This window comes from Salinimicrobium tongyeongense (assembly GCF_026109735.1).
GTDB lineage: Bacteria > Bacteroidota > Bacteroidia > Flavobacteriales > Flavobacteriaceae > Salinimicrobium > Salinimicrobium tongyeongense.
Genome location: NZ_CP069620.1, coordinates 2966230 through 2992857, shown reverse-complemented (window position 1 = coordinate 2992857; position 26628 = coordinate 2966230). Strand labels below are relative to the sequence as shown.

Sequence of the window (26628 nt, the reverse complement as noted above, 5' to 3'; positions counted from 1 at the left end):
TTCAGAAAAACTAAATTTCTTCGGAATAGTTTATGGGTTCTGGTTTAGGTACCTTTCCAAAAAGCCTTTCCTTCCAGTTGTTCCATCGGTAAGTTTTGGCCATTAAAAACAGGAACACCGGATATACAATTACAATGGGCAAAAGAACGTCAATTCCGGCCTGAGGATCGGATACATCTTTTAATACCGAGTTGGTTTCAAACGCAGTCCAGTCGGCTGTGACCAATAGGGCACCCACAAGGTTGTTCCCGGCGTGAAAACCCAGTGCCAGTTCCATGCCTTCATCCATGAGGGTCATGATTCCGAGCAAGAATCCGGTCCCAATGTAGTACACCATAATAATGTACCCCATTTTTTCCACTTCAGGATTGAACAGGTGAAGGCCTCCAAAGATCACCGAAGTAATGACCAGGGGCAGCCACCTGTTGCCAGCCAGCACCCCAATTCCCTGCATGAGGTACCCGCGAAAAAGGTATTCTTCAAAGCTTGTTTGCAGCGGCACCATGATTAGGGCAATAGCTGCGAGAATGAGAAAAGGAACCATGTCAAAATTCCACAGGTAGTCTTCGGGCTGCATGTTATAGTCAATGAGCGTGGTAACAACCGTAAACACAGCCACAATGCTGAAACCAAAGAAAAACCTGCCCCAGTCTACTTTTCTGCGTGAAGTGGTCACGTCTTTGATCTTTTGCTGATGCAGGAACTTCACCACAAAAAACAGGGCAGCCAGGCCAACGGCAAAAGACAGCAGCAAGAGGAAAAAATTGAGATTGGAGTCGAGCACCCTCATCAATTCTCCCTGTGATAAGGTAAGCACATCGGGGCCGGCCTCGAGAATTATGGCACCAAACCAGGGTATGGCCCCAAAGAGCTGCCATCCTAAAAAAATGATGATTAGCCCTATTACATAGCGCCACCAGTCGGTCTTGGCCTTAAATGCCTGTTGTATGAACATAGTTGTTGTTATAGATTAAAATTCCAGCTTTTGTTGGGGCGGTACCACAATTTTCCATGCTCCACTTCAAGAGGGGCCTCAAAATTATTGGTGTACAAAGCTCCTGTGCCAAGCCCCTGCGGCATAGGATTGTTAAGCCTGTAAGTGTACTGTGCAATGGCATTTAAGCCCACGTTACTTTCAAGCGCACTGGTAATCCACCAGCCAATATTTAGGTCGCCGCTAAGCTCAATCCACTCATTTGTGCCCTTAATCCCGCCAATGAGGCTGGGCTTAAAAATGACATATTGAGGCTGAATTTTTTCCAGCAGCGCTTTTTTTTCAGAAAATGTTGTTACGCCAATCAATTCTTCATCGAGGGCAATAGGCAAAGGCGTTTTTTCACAAAGAACGGCCATTTCTTCAGGCTGGCCCTGTTTGATGGGCTGTTCTATGCTATGGAGTTCCAGCTCACTGAGACGCTTCAGTTTTTCTAATGCTTCGGAAGGTTTAAAAGCCCCGTTGGCATCTACTCTTACTTCCATTTCTTCGGAAGTGAATTCCCGCCTGATGAAGCCTAGCAACTTTATTTCGGTTTCAAAATCTATAGCGCCAATTTTCAGTTTGATACACCTGAAGCCCTCTTCGATCTTCTGAACAATCTGCTCTTTCATGAATTGCTCCTCCCCCATCCAAACGAGTCCGTTGATTGCCATGGAAGCATTTCCGGAAGTAAATTCCGAAGGAAATAAAAGAAACGGATCCTGTGCCCCTAAAGACCTGAAGGCCATTTCTACCCCAAACTGTATGCTGGGAAATTCGCGAAGTTCCTCCCAGAGCTTTTCTTTGCCCATGCCTATGTTCTCGCACACCCACTTCAGCTTTTCTTCATAGCCCGGACGATCGTCGTAGCTAAGGCTTCTTAAAATGCCGCACTCTCCAATTCCTGTATTTCCGTTTTGCTTCAGAATAAGGAACCAGGTTTCCTTTTGCGTAAGAACGCCCCGGGAAGTACCGCTGGGGCGTTTAAAATTCAGAATATACTTGTGATAACCTGCCTGCACCTATGTTGTTTAAAGTTCTATACTTTCTCCTGCCTCAAGCAGCATAAGGTCTTTCCCTTTTTCGTAGAATTTCCTTTTTGCCTCTTCATGGTCAATTTCAATGTAGCCAAAAGTATCATAGTGGCAGCCCAGAATCTTGTCGCACTGCACAAAATCGCTGGCAATAATGGCGTCGTCTACCCCCATGGTGAAATTATCGCCAATAGGCAGAATGGCCAGGTCGAGACTGGTGTGCATGGGGATGAGCTTCATATCCATTGTAAGGGCGGTGTCACCGGCAATATAAATGTTTTTGTGCTCGCCTTCAATGACAAATCCGCCGGGCTGGCCGCCGTAACTGCCATCGGGGAAAGAGCTGGTATGAATGGCATTTACATACTTTACGGTTCCAAAATCAAAGCTCCATTTTCCGCCGTGATTAAGAGGATGTACTTCCAGCCCCTTGTTTTCGTAATAAGTAGCAATTTCAAAATTACTGATGATCACTGCGCCGGTACGTTTGGCAATGGCTTCGGCATCCAGCGTGTGATCCTGATGCGCATGGGTTAGCAGGATGTAATCGGCCCTGAGGTCATCAATATTCACTTTCCCTTTCACCTTCTCGTTACCCGAGATGAATGGGTCTACCAAAAGGTGGATTCCCTTAACTTCTATTGCAAAAGTGCTGTGTGCGTAATGAGTAATTTTCATAATGTGATATTTTCAAAACAAAATACGAAATCCTGCCCGAAAGACCTTCCAAAAATGGCATTTTTGAGGCTTATAATATTTGGCCAACCCCAAAAAGGACAGCCAGTAAAAAAGTGCCTAAAGCGAGTTTTTTAAGTTCGGGATCGAGCAGTATGGGGTTTTTGTTCTCCATGATCCTTTTAAGGTGAAGCAAAAGCGGCACAAAAGCTATGAGGTACAGGAGATCGTCTATACCTGTAAAAGAAAAAGCCGAATAAAGTATCATACAGGCAAAGGCTGCCAGCAGGAGAAAATAGTGGTAATGCTTTGCATGGGCATCTCCAATTTTAACCACCAGGGTGTTCTTTCCGGCTTTGGCATCGGCAGCGCGGTCTCTCATATTGTTAAGGTTGAGCACGCCGGCACTTAGAAACCCAATAGTGGCGGCCGGCAAAAATACCCGCCAGTCCCATTCCATGGCGTAGAGAAAATAGCTCCCGTACACTGCAACAAGTCCGAAGAACACGAACACAAACACGTCGCCCAAACCTCTATATCCGTAAGCCGAATCTCCCACTGTATACTTTACTGCTGCTGCTATGGCCCCAATCCCCAATGCCAAGAACACCAGCCCGTAGAACAGGCTGCGGGTGCCAAAAGCCAGATAAATAAGGGTAACGGCAAAAAGAAAGGTAATGATGCCGGTAACGATCATTCCCCAGAACATTTCCTCCCGTGTCATCATTCCACTTTGAAGGGCACGTTGCGGCCCCACCCTCTCTTCATTGTCGGTACCTTTTACAAAATCGCCATAATCGTTGGCAAAGTTAGAAAGTATCTGCAACCCAAGGGTGGTGGCCAATGCCAGTGCAAAGATCACGAAGTTGAATTCATCCTGGGCCACGGCTATAGCACTCCCAACTAAAATCCCCGAAATGGAAAGCGGAAGCGTTCTTAACCTTGCCGCACTTACCCAGGTATCTAAATTTGCCATACTAATTGATAATTTTGACAAGCAGTTCCTTCAAAAGGTCAGCCTGTGGTACGTTGGCTGCTCCTACCCCCTTGCTCTTCACATCGGCTTCCCGCAAATAGGAAATAATACTGCTCACTTTCTTCATGTTGTAATTTCGGGCAGCAGTGGCATAGTCTTTCACAAAAAAACGGTTGACTTTTAGTGCCCGGGCCACGTTGGCTTCAGACTGGTCTTTAAGGGCGTGGTACTGCTGTAACTGCACAAAGAAACTGAACAACATTCCCACGGTCATCACCATAGGATGGTCTTTCTCGTTCTGCGAAAAATAGTTGATAATTCGGTGTGCCTTCAGGTTGTCTTTAGTCCCAATTGCCTTTCGCAGCTCAAAAATATTGAAATCTTTACTTATTCCTATATTTTCTTCGATAAGCTCGGGCGTAATGCTGGTTCCTTTTGGGGCAATAAGCTGAAGTTTCTTCAGTTCATTATCGATCTTATCCAGCTGATTGCCCAAGAACTCCAGCAGCATTTGAGCGGCCTTGGGGGCCATTTGGTAGCCGCGCGTGTGCATCTCTTTCTGGATCCAGTCTACCACCTGGTTCTCATACAGCCTTTTATTTTCGTAGATCACGCCGGTTTTGGCAATCGCCTTGTGCAGCTTTTTGCGCTTGTCGAGTTTTTTGTACTTGTAATTAATGACCAGCACGGTGGTGGGCTGCGGATTTTCGGCGTAAGGCAGGAGTTGCTCAATGCTACGCGAAAGGTCCTGGGCTTCCTTAACAATAATCACCTGCCGCTCGGCCATCATGGGAAAACGCTTGGCATTGCCAATAATATCATCAACACTCACATCGCGCCCATAGAGTACCATCTGGTTAAAGCCCTTTTCTTCTTCGGGCAGCACGTGGTCTTCAATATAATCTGAAATCTTATCAATAAAATACGGCTCTTCTCCCGTTAAAAAATAAATGGGTTTAATATCCCCTTTTTTAATGGCAGTCACTATATTTTTTACGTCATCCATAAAGCTGGTTTTGGAGAGGGACTAAAAGAAGTTTCTTCTGAAAAAATCTTACTTTTGGGCATGCATTCACTAAACTTCCCCCGGTACTCATTTCGGCTCAAAAATAGCGAAAATAAAATAGCTGTTTTTGATGAGCTTCGGAAAAAATTTGTTTTGCTCACGCCCGAAGAATGGGTGCGCCAGCACGTGGTGCAGTTTCTTCTTCAGGAAAAGAAATTTCCGAAGAGCCTGCTCAATGTTGAAAAACAGGTGAAGCTGCACGACCTTATAAAAAGGTATGATGTGCTGGCCTATAAACCCAATGGTGATATTCACCTGGTGGTAGAATGTAAGGCGGCCTCTGTCCCTATTAGCCAGGACACCTTTGACCAGATTGCGCGTTATAACCTGGCCCTGCAGGCCGATTACCTGATGGTCACCAATGGGCTTAAGCACTATTTTTGCCGGTTAGACTATAAAGCCGAGAAATATCACTTTTTGCCCGACCTTCCGGAATGGGCTTAAAAAATGCCATTTTTGAAACCCCGTAAAGCCTCAACCTTATAATTTTCTTTAATTTGCACCTGTGAAAGTAGCAGTGGTCATTCTTAACTGGAACGGAAAAGCTTTATTGCAGCAGTTCCTGCCTTCGGTGGTTCAAAATTCTCCTGAAGCCACCGTGTATGTAGCCGATAATGCCTCTACCGATGAGTCGGTGCCATTTCTTCGGAAAGGTTTTCCGCAGGTAAAGCTTATTCAGAATAAAACTAACGGCGGGTTTGCCAAAGGCTATAATGACGCCCTTCAACACCTGAAAGAAGACATTTTTGTGCTCCTCAACAGCGATGTAGAGGTAACTGAAGGATGGTTACGGCCATTGCTGGCTGAAATGGAGCAGGATAAACAGCTGGCTGCCCTCCAGCCGAAGATCTTAAACTACCGGAAAAAAGACTTTTTTGAGTACGCCGGGGCTGCGGGGGGTATATAGATGCCATGGGCTACCCCTACTGCCGCGGCCGTATTTTTGACACGCTTGAGCAGGACAGGGGGCAGTATGACGATACCAGGGAGATCTTCTGGGCTACCGGGGCCTGTATGGTGATACGTAAAAATGCCTTTTTTGAGGCAGGTGGGTTCGACGAAGATTTTTTTGCCCACCAGGAAGAAATAGACCTTTGCTGGCGGCTTCACAATAGCGGCCTCAAAGTAAAAGCAGTGGGCGCCTCTAAGGTTTACCATCTGGGAGGAGGCACTTTGAATGCCATGCACCCGCACAAGACCTTTCTAAATTTTAGGAACAGCCTGTTTACGGTGGTGAAAAATGCCCCGCAAGACAAAGTTTTCCTCATAATATTTCTACGTTTACTTCTGGACGGACTGGCGGGGGTGAAATTCCTGTTTCAGCTAAAGCCCTCACACACAGCAGCCATTGTAAAAGCGCATTTCCAGTTTTACAAAAAGGCACGAAAAATGTGGAGAAAAAGAAGGACATCATCAAAAAAGACAAAATATTATAACAATCTGTCCGTTGTATTTGGATATTATCTACAGGGAAAGAAGGAATTTAAGAGACTTTAAATTATTTTAATTATGTACTGTTTAAATTTCGGAATGACCTTAGATTTTGTATTTTTGAAACGTTAACATTTAATCACACAATTAAGAATTATGAAAAAATTCATGCTTTTATCGGCAACTGCTGCGCTCCTTTTTTCTTCCTGTGTTTCTCAGAAGAAATATGCCGAGCTTGAAGCTCAACAAAAGGAGACTCAGGACAAGTTGAACACAGCCACGGTTAAACTTAACTCCTGTTTAGACGAAAAAGAAAGATTGAACCAACAAATTAGCCAGTTGAGCAACCAAAATACTGCGCTGTTGAACAACGTTGGAGATCTTGCTACTTTGTCAAAGAAAGAAGCCGAAAACCTTGAACGCTCTTTGGAAAGTATTAAGGAAAAGGATATCAAGATCCAGCGTATGCAGGATGCCATCACCAAAAAAGATTCTGTAACACTTGCTTTGGTTACCAGCCTTAAAGGTGTTCTTGGAAACATGAGTGATGAAGATATTCAGATCAATGTTGAAAAAGGCGTTGTTTATGTTTCTATTTCTGACAAACTTCTTTTTGAAAGCGGAAAATACAATGTATCTGACCGTGCTAAAGAAGTACTTGGAAAAGTGGCTACTGTTGTGAAAAACCGTCCTGACATTGAATTTATGGTAGAAGGTCACACCGATGACAAGCCTATCAGAAATGCCGTACTTCAGGATAACTGGGACCTTTCTGTTAAGAGAGCAACTTCTGTAGTTCGCGTATTGCAGGAAGAGTTTGGTGTTCAGCCACAAAGAATGACTGCTGCGGGTAGAAGTTACTACGTTCCTGTAGCTTCAAACGAAACTGCTGAAGGTAGGGCCAAGAACAGAAGAACCCGTATTGTGATTCTTCCAAAACTTGATCAGTTCTACAACCTTATTGAAGAAGGAATGCAGACTGCAAAGTAAGCAAACCCATAACCATACTTTTGAAAACCCGGCTTAGAGCCGGGTTTTTTATTTTTAACAAATTAATCTTCAGCAAATTAGACTTATAATAATATTTTTTTATTAGCTTCAGCACCTAATAAAAATCAAACTAAACTAAAATTATGCTGAAAAATTTCAACAAGATTGCCCTGCTTACGCTGTGCGCCGGGTTCATGAGTATTTCGTGTGAAAAAGAGCACGAAGTAGAAGAAATTATGAATGTCGATGCTGCAGGCGTGAACGCAGTTCAGTCGGCACGAACGCTAAGTGCAAACGCTACGCTCAATCCCGATTTTAAGCTTGAGCCTGTTGCTTATGCCGGTCACAATTTAAGGAATGAGGTATTTAAAATGGATGCTGTAGCGCCATCTGAATGTGCACCCACAGCTTTCAATCAGGAAATTAATAAGGTGATCCAGCCCTTCTTTTCAGACCCGCTGGCGTTAACCTACTACTCCCTCTACCTTGACCTGAGCTTCTATATGGCGTACCTCGATACTTCTGAACAATATTTTGGAGATGAAGGTCAATACACCAATTTTGTGAGAAAAAGAGTACGTGAGCTTGAAAAATTCTGGGGAATGCCTGGTGAGATCAGGGTGAACGGGCAGCATACTGCAAGTTTGAACGATCGTGAAAAACTCGCCGATCTATACATGATCGTTGGTGTAAACGTAGAAACAAGAGAAGATGCATACGCAATTGCCGACCAGCTTCTTGCCATCAATGAAGCTTCTCCTGTGCTTCCTGAAAGCCCGTATTTTGCCATGGACGGTTTCGCTACAACAGGAGACCTTATCGTAATTGGAGATGGGATAACATCAGTACTTGCCAATACCGGGATTGCAGAAGACATTGTATGGACCGGGATTTTAGCTCATGAGTGGGCCCACGAGATCCAGTTCAATAACTATGCTGAATGGTACCCCAACGGTGCAGACGAAGACCCGGCAGCCGCTACCCGCCTTACCGAACTGGAAGCCGACTTTTTAGCTGCATACTATATGACGCATAAAAGAGGTGCAACCTACAACTGGAAAAGAGTGGAGCAGTTCTTTGAGCTGTTTTTCAACATTGGAGACTGCAGCTTTGCCAGCAGCGGGCACCACGGTACGCCACTTCAAAGAATGGAAGCAGCCCGCCTTGGGTATGAACTGGCAACCAGCGCGCAAAAGAAAGGGCATATCCTTTCTCAGCAGGAGGCCCACGAAGCTTTTATCGCCGTATTTGGAGATATTTTTGAATAAGAAAAAAGTTTAAGCAAATAATAAAAAGAGGCTGTCCTGTTTTGGACAGCCTCTTTTTATTTATCGCTTTTTTTTCAAAAACTTAATGGTCCCGGCCGCAGTTCTCTAAAGGATTTCAATACTGCCCTTACCTTCCCTGATCACTTCAGGTTCGGGTGTGGTAAGGTCTATCACGGTAGAAGGTGTATTATCCCCATACCCCCCATCTATCACAATTTCAACCTGTTTATCCCATTTTTCAAGAATAAGTTCGGGATCTGTGGTGTATTCCAGAACCTCATCATCATCTCGAATTGAAGTGGAGACTATAGGATTGCCAAGGCCTCCCACAAGCGCCCGACAAATATTATTATCGGGAATGCGTATCCCCACCGTCTTTTTCTTTCTGAAAACTGCCGGCAGGTTATTATTTCCGGGAAGAATGAAAGTATACGGCCCCGGAAGGTTTCTTTTTAGAATTCTGAAAGTCTGGGTATCTATCTGCCTCACATAATCGGAAAGGTTGCTCAGGTTTTCACAGATAAAAGAAAAATTGGCCTTTTCAAGTTTCACTCCCCTGAGCTGCGCAATACGTTCAAGAGCGGCATTATTGGTTATATCACACCCCAAACCGTAAACGGTATCTGTAGGATAAATGATTAAGGCACCGTCTTTTAAAGCTTCTACTACTCTTTTAATTTCTTTGGGATTTGGGTTCTCTTCGTAGATCCTGATTAATTCTGCCATAGTTCTTCTGGTTTAAATGCTTCAAAAATTACAAAAAATCGACGCCTTTTTGTAAGGGTTTTAGAGAAATTTAGTCATTTCTTTCCACCTCACTTTCGAGTTTTAGAACTTCATTCCCGTTTTCCTGCTGAATGAACAAGGCTTTATTTCCGGGGGTTCCCTTGCGGGTCACCCTTGTACCTTTGATAGTGTGCGTAATTTCGTGATCAAAAGTGTTCTTCACTTTTCCGTAAGCTGTACCCTTGCCCCACTTCCATTTTACTGCTGTGCCTTCTCTTATCATTTTTTATTTAAAAATAAGAAGAAGAAAACACCCAACCCAAACAATAACAATTACTTAACCCTGGTTGAGCAATTTAAGTTTGGCAAAACGCAGCAGTAGTTTTTTTATGCCTCCCGTTTCAAAGTTGATCTCAGCTTTTTTATCCTGTCCCACTCCTTCTATGCTCAATACTTTTCCTTTACCAAAACGCATGTGCTCTACTTCATCACCGGCCATGAGCTTAATGACCTCCCCGGTTGAAGCCGAAGCTTCGGGAGAAGTTGCCGGCCTTAATTTTCTCAGTTTCTGCAGCTGTTCTTCGGTAGGTTTATGAGAGGGCGGCGGAGTGCCGTTCACAGGTTTGGTCTGGCGGAATTTACTTTTATCAACTTCCCCAAAAATATCGGTATCAATAAGGGGTTTGTACTTATAGTCATCCTGCGGAATCATGAACTCCAGGTACTTGTCGTCTATTTCCTCGATGAACCTGCTGGGTTCGGCATCTACGAGCTTTCCCCAACGGTACCTCGATTGGGTGTAGGTAAGAAAAGCTTTCTTTTCGGCCCTGGTAAGCGCCACATAAAACAGCCTGCGTTCCTCCTCAAGCTCAGAACGGGTGTTCATACTCATCGCCGAAGGGAAGAGGTCTTCCTCCATTCCTACAATATACACATAAGGGAATTCGAGGCCTTTGGCAAGGTGAATGGTCATCAAGGCAACGCGGTCGTCGTCACCCGAATCTTTATCCATATCGGTAGCCAGGGCCACATCTTCCAGGAATTCAGTAAGGGAACCGGTGGCATCGGCCAGTTCTTTTTGTCCTTCCACAAAATCCCTTATCCCGTTAAGCAGCTCCTCGATATTCTCTATCCTGGCAATACCTTCAGGGGTACCGTCTTTTTTCAGTTCCTGTAAAAGTCCGGTTTTCTTGGCAACAGTTTCAGCAATGGTAAAGGCATCAGAGTTTTCATTCATGATCTGGAAGCTCTTGATCATGTTGATAAAGTTCTCCAGCTTACTTTTGGTGCCCCGGTTGATCTTCAGGTCAATCCTGTCAAGGTTTTCAATAACCTCATAAATTGACCTTTTGTAGTGATTGGCGGCAATGGTAAGCCTGTCTATCGTGGTTTGTCCAATTCCCCGCGCCGGATAGTTGATAACCCGCTTAAGCGCTTCCTCATCTTTAGGGTTTATCACCAGTCTTAGATAAGACAGCACATCTTTAATTTCCTTGCGCTGGTAAAAGGAGAGTCCGCCATAAATCCGGTAAGGGATATCTTTTTTCCGAAGGGCATCTTCCATGGCCCGGCTCTGTGCATTTGTGCGGTACAAAATGGCAAAATCGCCGTTCTTCATTTGGTGCTCCATCCTGTTCTCAAAAATAGACCCTGCCACAAAGCGTCCTTCTTCCCCATCGGTAAGCAAACGGTTTACCACGATCTTGGGGCCGTCTTCATTTGCCGTCCACACCACCTTTTCAAGCCGTGTTTTGTTCTTTTCTATAATCGAATTGGCCGCCTCGACAATATTTTTGGAAGACCTGTAATTCTGCTCCAGGCGATAGGTTTGTACGTTGTCGTAATCTTTCTGAAAGTTGAGAATGTTATTGATGTTTGCACCACGAAAAGCATAGATACTCTGCGCATCATCGCCCACCACGCATATATTCTGAAATTTATCTGAAAGGGCCTTTACAATAAGGTACTGCGAGTGGTTGGTATCCTGGTACTCATCTACCAGAATATACCTGAATCGGTTCTGGTATTTCTGAAGCACATCGGGGAAACGGTTGAGCAGCTCGTTGGTCTTAAGCAGCAGGTCGTCAAAATCCATGGCTCCTGCCTTAAAACAGCGATCTACATATTCCCTGTAAATTTCCCCCAGCCTTGGCTTTTTAGACATTGCATCGGCTTCCATTAATTCAGGATTCTGAAAGTAGGCTTTTACCGTGATGAGGCTGTTCTTATAAGACGAGATACGGGAATAGACCTGCTTGTACTTGTACACGTCTTTATCGAGCCCCATTTCCTTGATAATTGCTGAAATAAGTCGCTGGGAATCCTGGGTGTCATAAATGGTAAAATTGGAAGGGTATCCAAGTTTATCGGCCTCGAACCTGAGCATCTTGGCAAAGATGGAATGAAAGGTACCCATCCAGAGGTTTTTGGCCTCGCTGTTCCCAACAATCTTTGCAATTCGGGTTTTCATTTCCCGTGCTGCCTTATTGGTAAAAGTTAATGAAAGGATATTGAAGGCATCAACTCCTTTACTCATAAGGTAAGCAATTCTATAAGTAAGCACCCGCGTCTTCCCAGACCCCGCTCCTGCAATAACTATCATAGCGCCATCTTTTTGCAATACCGGGGCCCGCTGGGCATCATTCAATTCGGCTAAGTAAGATTCCAATAGTAACTTCTTTTAAGGGGTGAAAATAGCTAAAATGAGGCAAAATAAGAACCCTGTATCCATATCTTTTTAGCCCCGGCAAATTGCTGCTGAAAAACTATTTTACGAATATTTTAAAAGAATTTATTTTGGAGGAGCTGCTTTATAAGCTAACTTTTGATTTTTTAGGAATTAAAGCGGTTTGTATGGAAAATATTTTCGATTTCCTGGGAAATATCTCCTGGTGGATGTGGCTCCTAATCTTCATATTTTTAGTGGTTATTTATGATGTTTTTATCAATAAAAAGCACATCATCCTCCACAATTTTCCTTTGGTGGGGCATTTCAGGTATATGCTAGAAAGCATTGGCCCCGAATTGCGACAGTACATTGTGGCCGGGAACCGGGAAGAACTCCCTTTCAACCGCATAGAACGCGGCTGGGTCTATGCATCTTCCAAAAATGTCAATAATTATGAAGGTTTTGGGACAGATCAGGACATCAATGCCGTGAATTACGTCTTTATCAATAATGCGGTGGTGCCGTATTATATGCCCAACAAGCACATCAACAGGGAAGATCCATATTTTGTGGCCTGTGCAAAGGTGATGGGCGAATATCACAAGCGCCGGCGACCTTTCAGGCCGGCTTCGGTCATTAATGTCTCTGCCATGAGCTTTGGTTCCCTTTCTGCCCGGGCCATAGAATCCCTCAACCTGGGCTGTAAGAAAGCCTATGCTTACCACAATACCGGCGAAGGCGGTTTATCTCCTTATCACAAAAAAGGAGCCGATATTGTCTTCCAGATTGGCACCGGCTACTTTGGAATACGGGATGAAAACGGAAATTTCTCTATGGAAAAACTGGTAAAGCTGGTAAAGGAATACCCCAGTGTAAGAGCTATTGAAATTAAACTTTCGCAGGGTGCCAAACCCGGAAAGGGCGGCGTTCTGCCTGCCTCCAAGATCACCAGGGAAATTTCAGAAATAAGGCATGTTCCCATGGGAAAAGACGTGCTGTCCCCACCCGCTCACAGCACTTTTAGCAACATGCAGGAGCTGGTAGACTGGATAGAAGAGATTGCGGAAGAAACCGGCCTTCCGGTAGGAATAAAAGCCGCTATTGGTAAACTCGATGAATGGCGGGAACTGGCAAGTATTATGGCCGAGACCAACCGCGGACCCGATTTTATTTCCATCGACGGCGGTGAGGGCGGAACCGGGGCGGCCCCGCCAAGTTTCGCCGATCATGTGGCCCTGCCCTGGATCTACGGCTTTACCGATGTCTACAAGATCTTTCAGGCGAGAGACCTCACCAACCATATCGTATTTATAGGAAGCGGCAAACTTGGATTTCCTGCTAAAGCGGCTATGGCTTTCGCCATGGGGGTTGACTGCATTAATGTGGCCCGTGAAGCCATGCTCAGCGTGGGGTGTATTCAGGCGCAGTCCTGTCACACCAACACCTGCCCAACAGGAGTGGCAACGCAAAACCGTTGGCTACAGGCGGGGATCAACGTCAAAGACAAGTCGGAAAGGGTGAATTACTACTTCAATAATTTCAGAAAAGAATTGCTGGAGATCACCCACGCCTGCGGATATGAACACCCCTGCCAGTTCACTATGGATGATGTGGAAATTAACCTGGGCGACAGGTTCATTGCAAAAACTTTAGCCGAAACTTTCATGTACAACAAGTCAAAAGTTCCTTTTGATTCTGTTGCTACTTTGGCAGGATGTCCTAACTTAGGCGGCTCGTACAGAAAAGGTAAAGAAACCGATGTGAAAGAGGTAGAAACTGAAGACACTTCGGTAGCCGATCAATAGTTGACCAATGACAGAAGATTCCATTTTAGAACTGCTGTTCTATCTTTTACCGGCAGTGGTTGTGGGCGTGATAGCCTTCTATTTTTTCAACCTGCACACCCGCAACGAAGAACGGCGGCGGCGGTATTTGCTTCACAGGGAAGCTCAAAAACAGGCCCTGCCATTAAGGCTGCAGGCTTACGAGAGAATGGCACTTTTCCTGGAGCGCATTGCCCCGGGCAACCTCCTTGTAAGGGTAAAACCTTCAGGAAGTGAGAAAGAAGATTACGCCAGCCTGCTCATTAAATCTATAGAACAGGAATTTGAGCACAACCTGGCGCAGCAAATCTATATTAGTGAAGCGTGCTGGAATGTGATCAAGGCCTCTAAAAATGCCACGATAAACAATATCAGGAAAATTGCAGGCCGGGAAGAGATCACTTCGGCAAATGACCTGCGACAACAAATCGCAAATTCCCTAATAGATCAGCAACCGCCAAGCGAAACAGGCCTGGCGTACATCAAAAAGGAAGTTGGGAGCCTGTGGTAACGCCTTACGGCTATTATGCTTAAAAAATTCAACTTTCTAATGTTCCTGAAAAAACACTTTTTCCTACTCAAGCTTTCATAAATACTTTCTTCGGAATGAAAAATAACATCTTTAAAAAATTCTTCTATCCCGCAATCTGCCTGATTTTCCTAACTACTTCAGCCTGTAAAAACCAGACTGAAAAATCTGCAGTAGCAGATAATGAGCTTGTGGAAAAACACACTGAAAAAGCCAAAACACAAATTCAGCAGGAACCCTGGACGCAACAGCAGCTTCTGGAACCAAAAGAGCTTGCACAAGTACTTCAGTCTTCAGAAGACAGCCTGGTCATTATTAGCCTGGGTGCCGGCGGGATCATCCCGGGATCTAGAGACACCGGCCCTTCGGGAGAAAAAGAAGGCCTCAACACCCTCAAAAAAGAACTGGAAAGGCTGCCAAAAGACAGTGATATCGTGATCTACTGCGGCTGCTGTCCTTTTGACATCTGCCCTAATGTTCGCCCTGCTTTTGCCCTGCTCAACGAAATGAATTTCACCAGCCACCAGTTGCTCAACCTGCGCGATAATATCAAAGTTGACTGGATAGATAAAGGTTACCCTGTAGGGAATTAATTGTTCAGCTCGGCCAGCAAATGGTCTAAATGCAGGGCCCGGGTATACATTTCAAGCGAGCCGTCTTTTTTGCGGGGCCAGTGTTCCCTTGCGCGGTCGTAATAAAGTTCCACTCCATTTCCATCGGGATCATTGAGGTAAAGTGCTTCCGACACCCCGTGATCTGCCGCGCCTGTTAAGGGATATTCTGCATCAATTAGCCTTTTTAGCACCTGTGCCAGTTCTTTTCTATGTTCATAGACTATGGCCGTGTGGTACAGGCCCACCCCTCTTTTTGAAGCTTCGGGCGCTCCTTTACTGTGCCAGGTGTTTAGGCCTATATGGTGGTGGTAACCGCCTGCCGACAAAAATACAGCTGCATCGCCCATGCGCTGTGTCACCTCAAACCCCAGCAGCCCGTTGTAGAACAACAGCGACCTCTCAAGGTTTGACACCTTGAGGTGTACGTGCCCAATACGGGTTGAAGGCGGAACTTTATAATCTTTATTGTTTGACATCTTTCCATCTTTTTGTCCCGGCCTGCCAAAAGTTTTCCACACTTTGTGCCGCCGGTATAAATTTATAGCCACTAATACTTCCCTAAAGATAAGATACAAAAGTTAAACTCTGCTTCTGCTAAAAGCAGCATAAAGCCTTAACTCTCAAAAATGCCAAAAACTGAAGTTTTTTTTCTGAATAAGATCTCTTCTACTCTTCCTGCTTAAACCTGAAGAAAAGCTGTGACACCGGGATAAAGAGGAGACCGGCAAAAAGGAACAGCAGAAAAGAAACTTTGAGGTTAAAGAGGTGGGCAATGTACCCCACTAAGGGCGGCCCCAGCAACATGCCCACAATTCCGTAGGTAGTAATGATAGAAATAGCCATTCCCGCCGAATATTTTTTGGAAGTTCCCGCCAGGCTAAAGATCATCGGGATGATAGCCGCCACCCCAACCCCTACCAGGCTAAACCCTATAAGTGCCGGCCAAAAGTAAGGGAGCAGGATCATTAAAAGCACTCCCGAAGATATAAGGGAAGAACTTAGCAGGAACATTCGGGGCATTCCCAACTTTTCTATAAGCCTGTCAGAAAAGAAGCGTGAGAGTGCCATAAACGTCATAAAAATGAGGTAGCCCAAAGTGAAAATTTCTTCTTTCACCACTTCTTTAAAATACACGCCACTCCAGTCAAACATCCCGCCCTCGCACAAAGAGGCAAAAAAGATGAGCAGCCCCAGGTACAGTATAAATTTATCGGGTTTTCCCAGCCGCAGTTTATTGCCGCCGGTAGCGCGGTCTTTCCGCAGTAAAAATGAGTAAGAAAAAACTCCCAGTAAGATTCCTATGCCGGCTACTATCCAAAAATGCAGCTGCATGGAAAGGTTCAGTTTAATAAGTAAGGTAGAGAAAAGCACTCCCACGAGTCCGCCGGTGCTCCAAAGGCCGTGAAAGGAGCCCAAAATCTTCCGCGGAAATAATTTTTGGAGCGTGAGCGATTGGGTGTTCATGGAGATGTTCAGGATGCGCATGCTAAATGCAAAAACACAAATCCCCATCACCAGGAGCAGCATATTTGACGCACTTCCTATCATCACCAGCCCTACCGCGAAGAAAAAATAAGCCACAATGAGGGGGTTCCTACTGTCAAACCTGGAAACCAGCCAGCCCGAAATTGGCAGCCCAATGAGCGAACTCACCGGCATGGCCAGCAGGAGGTTGCCCAGCTGGGCTTCGTTCAGGTCAAATTGTGTTTTGATGGTGGGAATGCGGGAAGCCCATGTTGAAAAAGCAAAACCCGACATAAAAAAGAAGGCACTAAGTGCGATGCGTTGCTTTTTGCGGGATTCCATATACCTCTTAAAAAAGGCAAAGATGAGGGGAATTTTTGAATGCTGAAAGCCCCTTCGCACTACTTTTTTCAGGAAAAACCGCTTAACATTTCTTAAGCATAGATTAACAAGAGCTTAACTCGCGAAGCCTTTTATTGGGTTGCCCATATGTGGTTTTCTTTCGAAATTGTAAAAAAACCAAACTATGATTTCTATCCAGGTGGAGCAAAATGTGATTTACACCGTCGCAGAAGAAAAACTCACCAATGAAGATTATGACCGGCTCATCCCGCTGTTACAGGAAAAAGTGAGGAGTTTTGGAGCCATAAGATGGTATTTTGAGATGAACGAATTTGAAGGCTGGAGCCTTGGCGCAATATGGCGCGATATAAAATTCGACTTCAAAAATGCCGAAAACATGGAGCGCATTGCCATGGTAGGAAATAAAGAGTGGGAAAAAGAACTCACCCAGCTCATGAAACCTTTCACAAAGGCCAGGGTTAAATTCTTCGAGCTAACCGAAAAAGACGAAGCTAAAAATTGGATCAGGAAGATAGAAATATGAGCACGGGCGACTCCTACAATGCGTGGGCGGCATCTTATGATGCCATGGAAAACAGGACGCGTGACCTGGAGGCCGAAGTGCTGCAAAATACTTTTTTAAACCCCCACTACGGAAATATCCTGGAGCTGGGCTGCGGCACTGGAAAGAACACCGGATGGCTCTCCCAAAAAGCCGATTTTGTAAAGGCCATAGATCTTTCTTCAGAAATGATGGCGAAAGCCCGGGAAAAGGTCAAGGCCGAAAATGTGGAATTCCTCAACGCAGATATTACTGAAGAGTGGCCTGTAAAACCCGGCTGGGCAAACCTCGTCACCTGCAGCCTTGTGCTCGAACACGTGAAAGACCTTTGCTTTATTTTTGCTGAAGGCTCGCGCAGCTTAAAAAGAAACGGGAAATTCTACATTTGTGAGCTGCATCCCGGCAGGCAATATGCCGGCAGCAGGGCGAAATTTCAAACCAAAAGCGGCTACCAGGCCCCGCCGGCCTTTACGCACCACCTTTCAGATTACCTAGACACGGCAAAAGAGCACAAATTCAAGCTGCTCGACCTCAACGAACACTTTGACGATAACGACAGGTCTAAAGTACCCAGATTGTTATCGCTGGTCTTCGAAAGTGGGGTCTAAGCTGTTCTCAAAATGGGTATCGAAAATGTGCTCAAAGAACCTAAATGTGCCTTTGGCCTTTTCAATGGCCAGTTCTTCTTCGGAAGTGGTAAAATGGCAATTTTCGAGCTCTTCTTTAAAGGCTTTCCAGTCCTGCATGTTGTTTTTATCGCCATTAAAGAAGAAATGACGCGGAACTTCAGCTAAAGCAGTACATTTCTGAAGGTTTTTTGCCAAAACCATCCCTCCAAGGGCAGAACCCTCTACCACATAGGCAGCACCCAGGGCTTCAGCTTTAGAATGACATTCAAAAATGCCATTTTTGGCAGGTATGTTCTCAGAAATGCCCAGCTGTGCAAGATCCTGCCTGAGCTGCCTGTGCTTTTTGCCTTCGTAACCAGGCAGAAATTTTTGAATTTCGGATTCCGTTTCCCGGTAAGCGATATAGTTTTGGAGTAGTAAAATTTTGTAAGTATTGAGGTCAATACTGTGGTCCATGATCTTTCGGGCCAGGTTCTTATCCTCGATTTGTTCGTGCAGTTCGCGGGTTTCAGCCTTAAGTTTCTCTATCATCTTCATCTCTTCCGGTTTTAAAATCTTTAATGGCATCTTTGATCTTGCTGATGTTGTCTTTCTGCTCCCTGTTGTCAAGCCTCAGGTTGTCGAGGTAATCGTTGATCTGGTTTATGGCGATCTTGTTCTGTCTTAGGCGCTCCCTTATTTCCTCTTTTTCACTCATGCGAAAGACCACCTGTTTGAGCAGGGGTTTTAATTTGTCTTCCAGGTTGTTCATGTGCCTTTTCAGAATGAACCCCGAAGCTCCTGCCAAAATGGTATTGGCAGCCAGTTCTTCATCGTGAACCGTTCCGGTAAGGAAGATAAATGGAAGTTTGGGATCTTTTTTCTGAACCAGCTGCAGCACTTCAAGACCGGTGCAGGTTGGAAGGTTATAATCGGAAATCACCACATCGGGGATAAAATTGATGAGCTTGTTCCTGCAGGAAGAAAGGTCTTCAACTACCTCAATATGGGGGTCTTCAACAAGTTTTTTTATAGTGCGCAGGCTAATCAAGACATCAGCTTCATTGTCCTCCACCAGTAAAATTCTCAACGGGATCTTAATCATTTGCGTATGCTCCTACTTTTAGGGGCTCAAGATAGAAATAAAATATAGAACCTTCTCCGGGTTTACTTTCAACCCAAATATCTCCTGCATGTTTTTCCACAATCCTCTTTACAATGGCAAGGCCAATGCCGGTGCCTTTAAACTTACTGCCCACGCCCCGCTGGAAGGTCTCGAATATTTTTTTCTTTAAATTTTCGGCTACTCCAATCCCGTTATCCCTCACGTAAAACGTGCTGCGGTCATTGATGCTGGTTACGCCAACTTCTACCACAGGCTTTTCTTTTCCTGAAGAATATTTCAAAGCATTGTTGAGCAGGTTGGACCACAGCTGGAAGAGCATTCTACGGTTGCCCCACATGACCGGCAGGTTTGACTGGATTGTTATACCTGCCCTGGGGAAATTCACCGGAAGGTTAAACAGTTCAAAGATCTCTTTGAGCATAGCTTCGGTATCAACTTTTTGCTTCTCTACCTTCTCAATATGCCCCAGCCTGGAATACTCCAGGATATCGTCAATAAGATCGTTCATTTTTTGGGTAAGGCCGGTGCTCATATCGAGATATTTCACGCCTTCGCTTCCCAAAACTTCGCTGTAATCTTCGCGGAGTATCTTTAGAAAACCTTCCATCCCCCTTACCGGCGCCCGCAAATCGTGTGACAGCCCGTAGCTGAAGAGTTCCAGCTCCTGGTTGGCTTCTATGAGCTTTGCGTTTAAAGCTTCAATCTCCCGGCGCTGGCGCACAAGCAGCACATGGCTTATATTTTCCCTTAAAGCCCGGGCGGTGTTGCGGTCAAGCTCATGCCAGGGCTCAGAAAAACCGGTGAGTTTCTCACTCCATTTTTCAAAAGATTTACGCGGACTAAGTCTTTGTTCCTTTTCGTTGTAGAACACCTTATTCTGCGGATTCCCTCCCCAGGTCACCACCTGCACTACTTCAGGCTTGAACCATAAAATGTATTTATTATCAGAAATCTTTAAGCTGAAAAGCCCCGAGGCTGTTTTCTTGTATTCTTCGGCTTCAGGAAATAAAGCTGAAAGGTTACGGGTCCAAAAAAGGCTTTTTGGCTGCTGCTTTATAAAGTTGTTAAGCAGGCTGTCCAGCTGCTCTTTCGTGGGCGTGTTGCCGTTGAGCTCCCATTGGTTGATATGGAAAATGGCACCCCCGCCACAGTCGATGAGCTCCAGATATTTCACGCTATCCCTGCTAAGGGCTTCAACAATATTGTCGTGGGATTTCATTTGAGCCACCAGTTTACGCCTGATGCTCTCGGCCTGCTCTGAATGGTTCAAAAGACTGCTGGTCTCGTGCAGCGTGATCTCTGTAGACAGCATTTGCGCCAGGAAACGACAACTCTCCCGCTGGTAAAAATCAAGGTGTTTTGCAGTGTTGTGGTGGCAGGCAATAAGTCCCCACAGTTTTCCCTTTACCACGATGGCGGCAGAAAGGGATGCGCCCACGCCCATATTTTTAAGGTATTCAATATGGATTGGGGAAACTGCCCTTAGCGAAGATCTTGAAATATCGAGAGGTTTCCCGGTAATGGGTGAAATTTCGGGTTTTAGGGGCACGGGTGTATAGTGCACGTTGGCAATGATACGCACCCGGTGTTTTAAAAATAATCTGCGCGACTGCTGCGGAATATCGGTAGCCGGGTAGCGCAGCCCCAGCCACGGCTCCATATCGTCATTCTTTGTTTCGGCAATCACCTCCCCGTTCCATTCTTCATCAAAGCGGTAGATCATCACCCGGTCATAGCCAAACATTTTGCGGGTGAGTTTGGCAGCTTCCGAAGAAAGCTGGGCCAGCGATTGCGCTTCCTGAAATTTATTAAGGATCCCGGTTAACTGCTTCTGAAAAAAGAACGGGTCTCCTACTGTAGAAAGCGGCTCAAAATCGAGCACCAGGCTTTCTTCGGAAGTATGGGAAAGGACAAGGAATTTCTTTCCATTTACTTCCACTTCCTGCGGAAGGCTGCCTTCCTCAAAATCATGTCCCGAAAATGGCATTTTTAGCAGGAAAGAAAGCGGTTTGCCCAGTAATTCGTCTACAGGTATTCCGAAGAATTCGGAAGTATTTTCACCGGCCTGGGTGATGTTCAGGTTTGAGCGGTCACAAACCAACAGAACGCCGTGCGCCTGGGATTTTCCTATAATGTGAATAGGTTCTTTGGCACAGTTATCAAGGTTGACCTGTACAGGGTATTGTGCATCCATAAAACTACGCCTTAAGCTTGAAGTAGAAGGTGCTCCCCACCCCTTCCTGAGAATCTACCCAAATGCTGCCGTTGTGCAAATGCACGATTTTCTCTACATGGGCAAGCCCTACACCTGTACCATCATTGCTATCGTGTTTTTTAACGCGGTTAAAGATCGTGAAGATCTTGTCCTGGTCTTCTTTCGCGATCCCCACCCCGTTATCTACCACCGAAAAAGTCCAGAAATCGCCTTCGCGGTAGGCAGAAATCCGCACCTCGGGATCCCTGTCTTTTGGAGTGTATTTAATGGCGTTGCTAATAAGGTTCTGGAAAAGCAGCCTTAGCTCCACCTCGTAACCTTCAAGCCGCGGCAGGTCTCCAATATGGATCTTCGCCCTGGTATCTTTTATCCTTTTGCCAAGGTCGTATTTCACCACATCAACCAGCTCGCGGGTGTTCACAAGTTTCTTCACGCCCTCACGCCCAATCCTGGAATGCTCCAGCAGTGCCCTTATTTGTTCTGAAAGCCTTGTGGAGGCCTGTTTTATATAAGACACATAGTTTTGTCCTTTTTCATCCAGCTTGGGAGCGTAGATCTTGCCTAAAATGTCAATTCCGAATTTGATGGTAGAAAGCGGCTCCTGCAAATCGTGCGAACAAATGGAAACAAACTGCTCGAGGTCGCGATTTGCCCTTTCGAGATCGGCTTTTTGCTCCCGCAGCTGGTCTTCGGCCTTTTTAAGGGCTTCAATTTCTACAAAAGTATAACGAATGGTAACCACATTGTCATCTTCATCCTTTTCGGCAGTGGCATTGAGAATTACGGGCAGGATCTCGCCGGTTTTGGTGAGTATGTTCTGCTCGAGGTTGACAAGCACCCCGTCTTCAGTAAAATCCTTATTCGATTTTAAAGCTTCCACCTGCGATTCTGCATTGTACAGGTCGTAGATCGATTTGCCTATAAGCTCTTCTTTTGACTCGTATTTGAGCTGTTTTACGGTCATTTTGTTGCAATGCACGATCTTGTAAGACTGCGGGTCAACGCTAATGTGCATCACAGGATCTTCTTCGTAGAAACTCTTAAACCTGCGCTCGCTCGCCTGTAATTTCTCTTTAGATTTTTGGAGGCTCTCAATTTCAATGAAAGTGATCACCACCCCGTCTATCTTCTCATTGGAGTCTATGTAAGGGGATATTCTTCGCAAGTAATGCAACCCATCTTTAGAAACTATGGCCTTCTCTAAAGTCTTACCGGTTTTAAGCACCCTTTTGCAACGCTGTAGCAGGTTGCTCCTTCCAATGCTCCCGGTAAAATGGCTTATTGGCCGCCCCATATCAGAATTAAGAAAACTGAAATGATCTTTTATAGCCGGGGTAAATTTGCGTATGCACAGGGAGCCATCAAGAAATATTGTACCTATTTGCGTACTTTCCAGCAGGTTATTAATATCGGCATTAAGTGCTGCAAGATCATCCATCTTCTGGATGTTCTCGGCATTTACGGTATTGATCTCCTCGTTTACGCTCTGCAGTTCTTCGTTGGTGCTTTGCAGCTCTTCGTTTGAAGCCAGGAGTTCTTCATTGGCCGCCTGCAACTCCTCGTTGCTGGTTTCGATCTCTTCCAGGGAAGTCTGCAGTTCCTCTTTGGTTTGCTTCAGCTCTTCTTCAAGATTGGAAACGTATTCTTTGGTTCGCGTGGTAAGCGTAATATTATCTACACTTTCCACATCGTCAAGGTTGAGCTCCTTCTCCAGGAAGGTGATCATAAAAGTGGTTTCGGAATCTACATGGTTTCGCAGGAAAGGCTTCACTAAGATATCAACTGCTTTCTTCTCTCCGTGGTGCTCAAAAGTGGCATCTTTATAATAAACTTTTTGCTGAAGTTTTCCGGCTCTTTTAAGGCTGTTCTGGATAAGGTACCGCAAATCTGTACCCAGCATGTCGAGCAAATTGGTAGAAAACCCGCTCACCGGAAGGTTGGCGTATTTCCTGAATTCGCCAATAGCCTCAAGAATATTGTAGTCTGAATCTACATAAACGCTTGCCGCCTTAAAGTGGTCGAGCACGGTCTCGTTAAAATCGACAGTGAGCTTGTTAAAGTTTGAATTGGCAGGAGCTTTATATGCCATTCCTTTATGTGCAGGCTTACTGCCAGCAACTTTCCCTGCCGAAGTTGGCGTGTGGGAAAGACCCGCTTCGAGCCTGTTATTTGGCTGAATATTTCTGAAAATTTTCCATTTGCGGTCAATTTCAGAAAAATTCTTTTGTTCGGTATGTACGCTTTCACTTGTTCCCAGCACAAGCACACCATCCTGTTTAAGGCTGTAATGCAGCACACTCAAGGCTTTGGTTTGTATTGCCGGCTGAAAGTAAATCAAAAGATTTCGGCAGGAAACCAGATCCATATTGCTGAACGGCGGATTCTTGATCACGTTATGGCGTGAAAAGATCACGGCCCGTCTTAGCTTCTCCACCACCTCATATTTGTGTGGCTTGCTGGTAAAATATTTAGCCAGGAAATCGGCCGGGACATCGGCGGCAATACTTTCGGGATACAAACCTTTGCTTCCTATTTCAAGATGCTTCTCGGCAATATCGGTCGCAAAGATCTTAAGTTCGATATTTTTCCCCTGGCTTTCAATTTCTTCTATAAAGCACATGGCGAACGAATAAGCTTCTTCGCCCGTGCTGCAGGCCACATCCCAAAGCTTGATAACATCCCCGTCAGACTTTGCACTTACCATTTCGGGGATCACCTTTTTCCGGATCACTTCCCAAACTTTGCTGTCTCTAAAGAACTTGGTGACCCCAATAAGGAATTCCCTGTAAAGGATATCAACCTCGCCTTCGGTCTTAGTGAGGTAAGAATAATATTCAGATAAAGAACGGCATTTACACACACTCACCCTTCGGGCTACCCTTCGGGCAAGGGTAGATCTTTTGTATTCCCTAAAATCGAGACCGGTTTTCTCATCAATAAAATTGAGGATCTTGATAAGTTCAGACTGGTCATAAGCCACATCCCCGTCTTTAAAATGAAAAATAGAGGGCGCGGTAAGATAATTATCCAGCTCATTGCCCATTTCTTTGACTGTGAGCACATAATCTACCAGGCCTGTGCCAATCGCACTGCGGGGCATGCCGTCAAACTGGGCTTCATCCGGCTCCTGCACCATGATCATTCCGTCGCTTTCCTTGATGGCACGCGCCCCGCGGGTTCCGTCACTGCCGGTACCGCTAAGAATAACACCAATCGCTTTCTCCCGGTGTTCCCTCGCCAAAGACTCAAAGAACATATCTATAGGCAGGTTTAGGGTAGGATTTTTAGGTTTATCCAGCAGGTGGAGCCTGCTGTTCTTTACTACCAGGTTGTTGGCCGGCGGAATAAGATAGATATGCCCCGGCATTATTTCCATCCCCTCTGTCACTTCCCGTATAGGCAAACCTGTGCTGCGGGCCAGAAGTTCGCCCATCATGCTTTTATAATCGGAAGATAAATGCTGTATGATCACATAAGCACTCTTTGTACCCTGCGGGATATGCTCAAAAAAGGCTTTAAGAGCCTCAAGGCCACCGGCACTGGCTCCTATGGCCACTATTCGTGTATTGGAAGGAGAAGTGGTAGTTTCAGATTGTAAAGTCGGGGAATTCTTGATTTTCTTACTCATAACGAAAAAAGAGCCATCAAAGAATCCTCACTGTTCAAACAAATCGCAGGTAAACTACAAATCATCTCAAGCAGGAATTTTAATAGCCTGTGTTGGAAAAATTATTCGCGGTGAAAATACTTCTATACTACATTTTTTACTGTTAATAATGTGTTAAGTAACTATTCGAGACACAATTAAACCTGCCGAAGAGCCTGATACTGCATGCTACTTTTATATTCGCCCCATGTGTTTAAGATAAAGATTGGGAATCTGGCAATAAGAAGTACAGGTTTTAACCGAAAGTTCAAAAATTGGAAGAGAGGGAGAAAAACCAGCCTTATTCCCCTATTTAAAGCTAATTCTCCTGCTGCCTCTCTTCTTTTTTGACCATATAAAAATCAGAATTAATTCATTTACAATCAACAATATACATAATTTTTTAAGAGCAAACCCCCTCTTTTCATGGCTTTTGGGCTTTCCCCCCGCCACCATCATAAAATCCTGATACAAAATCTTAATAATCAACTAAAATTCAGTATCTTGTATAAAGTATCCCTATAATAATTACGCCATGAGAAATTCAGTTTCACTTTTCGCAAGGCCCATTGTTATCCTGTTCTTGTTCTTTGCTTTGTCTCCCGAAGTTATGAGCGCGTTTCAGCAAAATCTGCAAGATTACACAGAGTACAAGGGGCAGGTAATTAACAGCCAAAATCAGGATCCGCTGGCCGGTGCCTATCTTTCGGTTCAAAACAACAACATTTCTACGGTAACCAACAATGACGGGGAATTTTCTTTAAAGATTCCGAAGAGGCTCGAAAATGTCAATGTGCAGGTGTCTTTTCTCGGGTTTCAAAGCCGTGTGCTCCCTCTGCAATTCTTTCAGCAGGACGATGTAGTGATAGAACTCCGCGAGTCACTCGAAGAGCTGAACGAAGTAAGCATTTTCACCTATACCGATCCTGCCGCCCTGGTGCAAAATATGCTAAAAACCCGCGGCAGCAACTATTTTACCGATCGCACTACCATGACTGCTTTTTACCGCGAAGCCATCAAAAGGGGGCGCAAAAACGTCTCTCTTTCTGAAGCCGTGGTGAAGATCCATAAACAACCTTACGACTCCAACAGCGAAGATGACATTGCCCTGGTAAAAGCCCGCAAAACTGCCGATTATACCAGGCTTGACACCGTGGCCCTAAAGCTGAGGGGCGGGCCCTACAATCCTTTGAGCATAGACCTCATGAAGAACCCCACGCATATTTTTAATGAGCGCGACCTTTCCAACTTTAAATTTAGTTTTGATGATCCTACAAAAATTGATGATCAATACCTGTATGTGGTGAATTTTGAAGAGCTTGACAAAGGTATGCCCTGGTACTACGGAAAATTATTTATTGACGCCAATACCTTCTCCCTGGTCAAAGCTTCTTTCAACCTCAATGTAGACAACCGCCAGGCTGCGACAGATCTTTTTGTTCAGAAAAAACCCGGCGGCACAAAAGTCTACCCGGTAGAGGTGAATTACGACATCACTTACAGACAAAAAGACGGCCGCTGGTACTTTGGCTACGGCCACACCCAGCTTGAATTTGTGGTGAACTGGAAGCGTAAACTCTTCAATTCGCGCTATAAGGTGAACAGTGAACTCGCCGTGACCAACTGGGAGGTCAATCCCGAAAAGTTCAAAAGAGATGACAATTTTTTAAGCCGAAGGGTGATCATGAACGATGATATCTCTGGCTTTGCCGATCTTTCCTTCTGGGGCGAAAATAATATTATTGAACCCGATGAATCTATTGAAAGCGCGATAGATAAAATTCGTGACAAGCTCGAAAATAATTAAATCAATTTCTTGAAACCCCTCTCAAAAATGTCATTTTTAAAGCACATTTTTGAGAGGACAGGTTTTGTCGCAGAAGTCATTA

Annotated in this window: 25 protein-coding genes; 11 read left to right on the top strand and 14 right to left on the bottom strand. The window is 45.1% G+C overall.

Annotated features, from left to right (window positions below; genetic code table 11):
* Nucleotides 1–10: 10 nt before the first annotated feature.
* From JRG66_RS13305 to holA, 5 genes are all read right to left on the bottom strand, one after another.
* A complete protein-coding gene (locus JRG66_RS13305; protein WP_265163258.1) occupies nucleotides 11–955 on the bottom strand; it encodes a CPBP family intramembrane glutamic endopeptidase in 945 nt (314 codons plus the stop codon).
* Between the two features lie 8 nt (nucleotides 956–963).
* Complete coding sequence (locus JRG66_RS13300) at nucleotides 964–1998, bottom strand: o-succinylbenzoate synthase (protein WP_265163257.1); 1035 nt, start codon at nucleotides 1996–1998, stop codon at nucleotides 964–966.
* Between the two features lie 9 nt (nucleotides 1999–2007).
* Complete coding sequence (locus JRG66_RS13295) at nucleotides 2008–2688, bottom strand: metal-dependent hydrolase (RefSeq protein WP_265163256.1); 681 nt, start codon at nucleotides 2686–2688, stop codon at nucleotides 2008–2010.
* Nucleotides 2689–2758: 70 nt separating this feature from the next.
* On the bottom strand, nucleotides 2759–3661 hold the full coding sequence (menA, locus tag JRG66_RS13290) for a 1,4-dihydroxy-2-naphthoate octaprenyltransferase (protein WP_265163255.1): 903 nt from the start codon (nucleotides 3659–3661) through the stop codon (nucleotides 2759–2761).
* A 1-nt stretch (nucleotide 3662) separates the two neighbouring features.
* The gene (holA, locus tag JRG66_RS13285) at nucleotides 3663–4667 is read right to left on the bottom strand and encodes a DNA polymerase III subunit delta (protein ID WP_265163254.1); all 1005 of its coding nucleotides are present in this window, start codon (nucleotides 4665–4667) and stop codon (nucleotides 3663–3665) included.
* Nucleotides 4668–4727: 60 nt separating this feature from the next.
* On the opposite strand from holA, the gene JRG66_RS13280 reads away from it, so the two are divergent.
* The 5 genes from JRG66_RS13280 to JRG66_RS13265 all read left to right on the top strand — a co-directional run bounded on the left by JRG66_RS13280 (nucleotide 4728) and on the right by JRG66_RS13265 (nucleotide 8416).
* A complete protein-coding gene (locus JRG66_RS13280) occupies nucleotides 4728–5171 on the top strand; it encodes a type I restriction enzyme HsdR N-terminal domain-containing protein (RefSeq protein ID WP_265163253.1) in 444 nt (147 codons plus the stop codon).
* Between the two features lie 61 nt (nucleotides 5172–5232).
* Nucleotides 5233–5634, top strand: a complete 402-nt coding sequence (locus JRG66_RS15670; RefSeq protein WP_371875313.1) for a glycosyltransferase — start codon at nucleotides 5233–5235, stop codon at nucleotides 5632–5634.
* Nucleotides 5635–5639: 5 nt separating this feature from the next.
* Nucleotides 5640–6224: a glycosyltransferase family 2 protein gene (locus tag JRG66_RS15665; protein WP_371875312.1), complete on the top strand. Its 585-nt coding sequence runs from the start codon at nucleotides 5640–5642 to the stop codon at nucleotides 6222–6224.
* A 90-nt stretch (nucleotides 6225–6314) separates the two neighbouring features.
* The gene (locus JRG66_RS13270) at nucleotides 6315–7148 is read left to right on the top strand and encodes an OmpA family protein (RefSeq protein ID WP_265163252.1); all 834 of its coding nucleotides are present in this window, start codon (nucleotides 6315–6317) and stop codon (nucleotides 7146–7148) included.
* Between the two features lie 143 nt (nucleotides 7149–7291).
* Complete coding sequence (locus JRG66_RS13265; protein ID WP_265163250.1) at nucleotides 7292–8416, top strand: hypothetical protein; 1125 nt, start codon at nucleotides 7292–7294, stop codon at nucleotides 8414–8416.
* 105 nt (nucleotides 8417–8521) lie between these two features.
* Here JRG66_RS13265 and JRG66_RS13260 read toward each other — a convergent pair whose 3' ends face one another.
* The 3 genes from JRG66_RS13260 to JRG66_RS13250 form a co-directional block, all read right to left on the bottom strand.
* Complete coding sequence (locus JRG66_RS13260; RefSeq protein ID WP_265163249.1) at nucleotides 8522–9142, bottom strand: L-threonylcarbamoyladenylate synthase; 621 nt, start codon at nucleotides 9140–9142, stop codon at nucleotides 8522–8524.
* Between the two features lie 70 nt (nucleotides 9143–9212).
* Nucleotides 9213–9425 carry a hypervirulence associated TUDOR domain-containing protein gene (locus tag JRG66_RS13255; RefSeq protein WP_265163248.1) on the bottom strand — a complete coding sequence of 71 codons (213 nt, stop codon included), beginning with the start codon at nucleotides 9423–9425 and terminating at the stop codon, nucleotides 9213–9215.
* 54 nt (nucleotides 9426–9479) lie between these two features.
* Nucleotides 9480–11810: an ATP-dependent helicase gene (locus JRG66_RS13250; RefSeq protein ID WP_265163247.1), complete on the bottom strand. Its 2331-nt coding sequence runs from the start codon at nucleotides 11808–11810 to the stop codon at nucleotides 9480–9482.
* 185 nt (nucleotides 11811–11995) lie between these two features.
* On the opposite strand from JRG66_RS13250, the gene JRG66_RS13245 reads away from it, so the two are divergent.
* From JRG66_RS13245 to JRG66_RS13235, 3 genes are all read left to right on the top strand, one after another.
* Nucleotides 11996–13615: an FMN-binding glutamate synthase family protein gene (locus JRG66_RS13245; protein WP_265163246.1), complete on the top strand. Its 1620-nt coding sequence runs from the start codon at nucleotides 11996–11998 to the stop codon at nucleotides 13613–13615.
* Nucleotides 13616–13622: 7 nt separating this feature from the next.
* On the top strand, nucleotides 13623–14144 hold the full coding sequence (locus JRG66_RS13240) for a DUF7935 family protein (protein WP_265163245.1): 522 nt from the start codon (nucleotides 13623–13625) through the stop codon (nucleotides 14142–14144).
* Between the two features lie 95 nt (nucleotides 14145–14239).
* Nucleotides 14240–14755: a rhodanese-like domain-containing protein gene (locus JRG66_RS13235; RefSeq protein ID WP_265163244.1), complete on the top strand. Its 516-nt coding sequence runs from the start codon at nucleotides 14240–14242 to the stop codon at nucleotides 14753–14755.
* Here the strand turns inward: JRG66_RS13235 and JRG66_RS13230 are convergent.
* Together JRG66_RS13230 and JRG66_RS13225 are read right to left on the bottom strand one after the other, a co-directional pair.
* Nucleotides 14752–15252 carry a VOC family protein gene (locus tag JRG66_RS13230; RefSeq protein WP_265163243.1) on the bottom strand — a complete coding sequence of 167 codons (501 nt, stop codon included), beginning with the start codon at nucleotides 15250–15252 and terminating at the stop codon, nucleotides 14752–14754. The two genes, JRG66_RS13235 and JRG66_RS13230, sit on opposite strands and share 4 nt — an antisense overlap.
* A gap of 190 nt (nucleotides 15253–15442) precedes the next feature.
* Nucleotides 15443–16582 (bottom strand): MFS transporter, encoded by a 1140-nt coding sequence (locus JRG66_RS13225; protein ID WP_265163242.1) that lies wholly within the window; start codon nucleotides 16580–16582, stop codon nucleotides 15443–15445.
* A 184-nt stretch (nucleotides 16583–16766) separates the two neighbouring features.
* Between JRG66_RS13225 and JRG66_RS13220 the strand changes: the two genes are divergently transcribed.
* Both JRG66_RS13220 and JRG66_RS13215 read left to right on the top strand, forming a co-directional pair.
* Entirely contained in the window at nucleotides 16767–17126 is a 360-nt protein-coding gene (locus JRG66_RS13220; protein WP_265163241.1) for a SpoIIAA family protein, read from the top strand.
* On the top strand, nucleotides 17102–17752 hold the full coding sequence (locus JRG66_RS13215) for a class I SAM-dependent methyltransferase (RefSeq protein WP_265163240.1): 651 nt from the start codon (nucleotides 17102–17104) through the stop codon (nucleotides 17750–17752). The genes JRG66_RS13220 and JRG66_RS13215 overlap by 25 nt, the downstream gene beginning before the upstream one ends.
* Here JRG66_RS13215 and JRG66_RS13210 read toward each other — a convergent pair.
* The 4 genes from JRG66_RS13210 to JRG66_RS13195 are packed head-to-tail and all read right to left on the bottom strand — an operon-like array spanning nucleotide 17723 to nucleotide 24721.
* Nucleotides 17723–18310 (bottom strand): biliverdin-producing heme oxygenase, encoded by a 588-nt coding sequence (locus JRG66_RS13210; protein ID WP_265163239.1) that lies wholly within the window; start codon nucleotides 18308–18310, stop codon nucleotides 17723–17725. The genes JRG66_RS13215 and JRG66_RS13210 overlap by 30 nt on opposite strands.
* Nucleotides 18288–18857, bottom strand: a complete 570-nt coding sequence (locus JRG66_RS13205) for a response regulator (RefSeq protein WP_265163238.1) — start codon at nucleotides 18855–18857, stop codon at nucleotides 18288–18290. Before JRG66_RS13205 ends, JRG66_RS13210 begins: the two co-directional genes overlap by 23 nt.
* Entirely contained in the window at nucleotides 18850–21072 is a 2223-nt protein-coding gene (locus tag JRG66_RS13200) for an ATP-binding protein (protein WP_265163237.1), read from the bottom strand. The genes JRG66_RS13205 and JRG66_RS13200 overlap by 8 nt, the downstream gene beginning before the upstream one ends.
* A 4-nt stretch (nucleotides 21073–21076) precedes the next feature.
* Nucleotides 21077–24721 (bottom strand): chemotaxis protein CheB, encoded by a 3645-nt coding sequence (locus JRG66_RS13195; protein WP_265163236.1) that lies wholly within the window; start codon nucleotides 24719–24721, stop codon nucleotides 21077–21079.
* A 553-nt stretch (nucleotides 24722–25274) separates the two neighbouring features.
* Between JRG66_RS13195 and JRG66_RS13190 the strand changes: the two genes are divergently transcribed.
* Nucleotides 25275–26546, top strand: coding sequence for a carboxypeptidase-like regulatory domain-containing protein (locus JRG66_RS13190; protein ID WP_265163235.1), 1272 nt, complete (start codon nucleotides 25275–25277; stop codon nucleotides 26544–26546).
* The last annotated feature ends 82 nt before the right edge of the window (nucleotides 26547–26628 follow it).

Excerpts from the sequence above, each read along its gene's own strand:
- JRG66_RS13305 (WP_265163258.1), bottom strand. The coding sequence starts at position 955 with ATGTTCATACAACAGGCATTTAAGGCCAAGACCGACTGGTGGCGCTAT.
- JRG66_RS13295 (WP_265163256.1), bottom strand. The coding sequence starts at position 2,688 with ATGAAAATTACTCATTACGCACACAGCACTTTTGCAATAGAAGTTAAG.
- menA (WP_265163255.1), bottom strand. The coding sequence starts at position 3,661 with ATGGCAAATTTAGATACCTGGGTAAGTGCGGCAAGGTTAAGAACGCTT.
- holA (WP_265163254.1), bottom strand. The coding sequence starts at position 4,667 with ATGGATGACGTAAAAAATATAGTGACTGCCATTAAAAAAGGGGATATT.
- JRG66_RS13280 (WP_265163253.1), top strand. The coding sequence starts at position 4,728 with ATGCATTCACTAAACTTCCCCCGGTACTCATTTCGGCTCAAAAATAGC.
- JRG66_RS15665 (WP_371875312.1), top strand. The coding sequence starts at position 5,640 with ATGGGCTACCCCTACTGCCGCGGCCGTATTTTTGACACGCTTGAGCAG.
- JRG66_RS13270 (WP_265163252.1), top strand. The coding sequence starts at position 6,315 with ATGAAAAAATTCATGCTTTTATCGGCAACTGCTGCGCTCCTTTTTTCT.
- JRG66_RS13265 (WP_265163250.1), top strand. The coding sequence starts at position 7,292 with ATGCTGAAAAATTTCAACAAGATTGCCCTGCTTACGCTGTGCGCCGGG.
- JRG66_RS13260 (WP_265163249.1), bottom strand. The coding sequence starts at position 9,142 with ATGGCAGAATTAATCAGGATCTACGAAGAGAACCCAAATCCCAAAGAA.
- JRG66_RS13255 (WP_265163248.1), bottom strand. The coding sequence starts at position 9,425 with ATGATAAGAGAAGGCACAGCAGTAAAATGGAAGTGGGGCAAGGGTACA.
- JRG66_RS13245 (WP_265163246.1), top strand. The coding sequence starts at position 11,996 with ATGGAAAATATTTTCGATTTCCTGGGAAATATCTCCTGGTGGATGTGG.
- JRG66_RS13240 (WP_265163245.1), top strand. The coding sequence starts at position 13,623 with ATGACAGAAGATTCCATTTTAGAACTGCTGTTCTATCTTTTACCGGCA.
- JRG66_RS13235 (WP_265163244.1), top strand. The coding sequence starts at position 14,240 with ATGAAAAATAACATCTTTAAAAAATTCTTCTATCCCGCAATCTGCCTG.
- JRG66_RS13230 (WP_265163243.1), bottom strand. The coding sequence starts at position 15,252 with ATGTCAAACAATAAAGATTATAAAGTTCCGCCTTCAACCCGTATTGGG.
- JRG66_RS13225 (WP_265163242.1), bottom strand. The coding sequence starts at position 16,582 with ATGGAATCCCGCAAAAAGCAACGCATCGCACTTAGTGCCTTCTTTTTT.
- JRG66_RS13220 (WP_265163241.1), top strand. The coding sequence starts at position 16,767 with ATGATTTCTATCCAGGTGGAGCAAAATGTGATTTACACCGTCGCAGAA.
- JRG66_RS13210 (WP_265163239.1), bottom strand. The coding sequence starts at position 18,310 with ATGAAGATGATAGAGAAACTTAAGGCTGAAACCCGCGAACTGCACGAA.
- JRG66_RS13205 (WP_265163238.1), bottom strand. The coding sequence starts at position 18,857 with ATGATTAAGATCCCGTTGAGAATTTTACTGGTGGAGGACAATGAAGCT.
- JRG66_RS13200 (WP_265163237.1), bottom strand. The coding sequence starts at position 21,072 with ATGGATGCACAATACCCTGTACAGGTCAACCTTGATAACTGTGCCAAA.
- JRG66_RS13195 (WP_265163236.1), bottom strand. The coding sequence starts at position 24,721 with ATGAGTAAGAAAATCAAGAATTCCCCGACTTTACAATCTGAAACTACC.
- JRG66_RS13190 (WP_265163235.1), top strand. The coding sequence starts at position 25,275 with ATGAGAAATTCAGTTTCACTTTTCGCAAGGCCCATTGTTATCCTGTTC.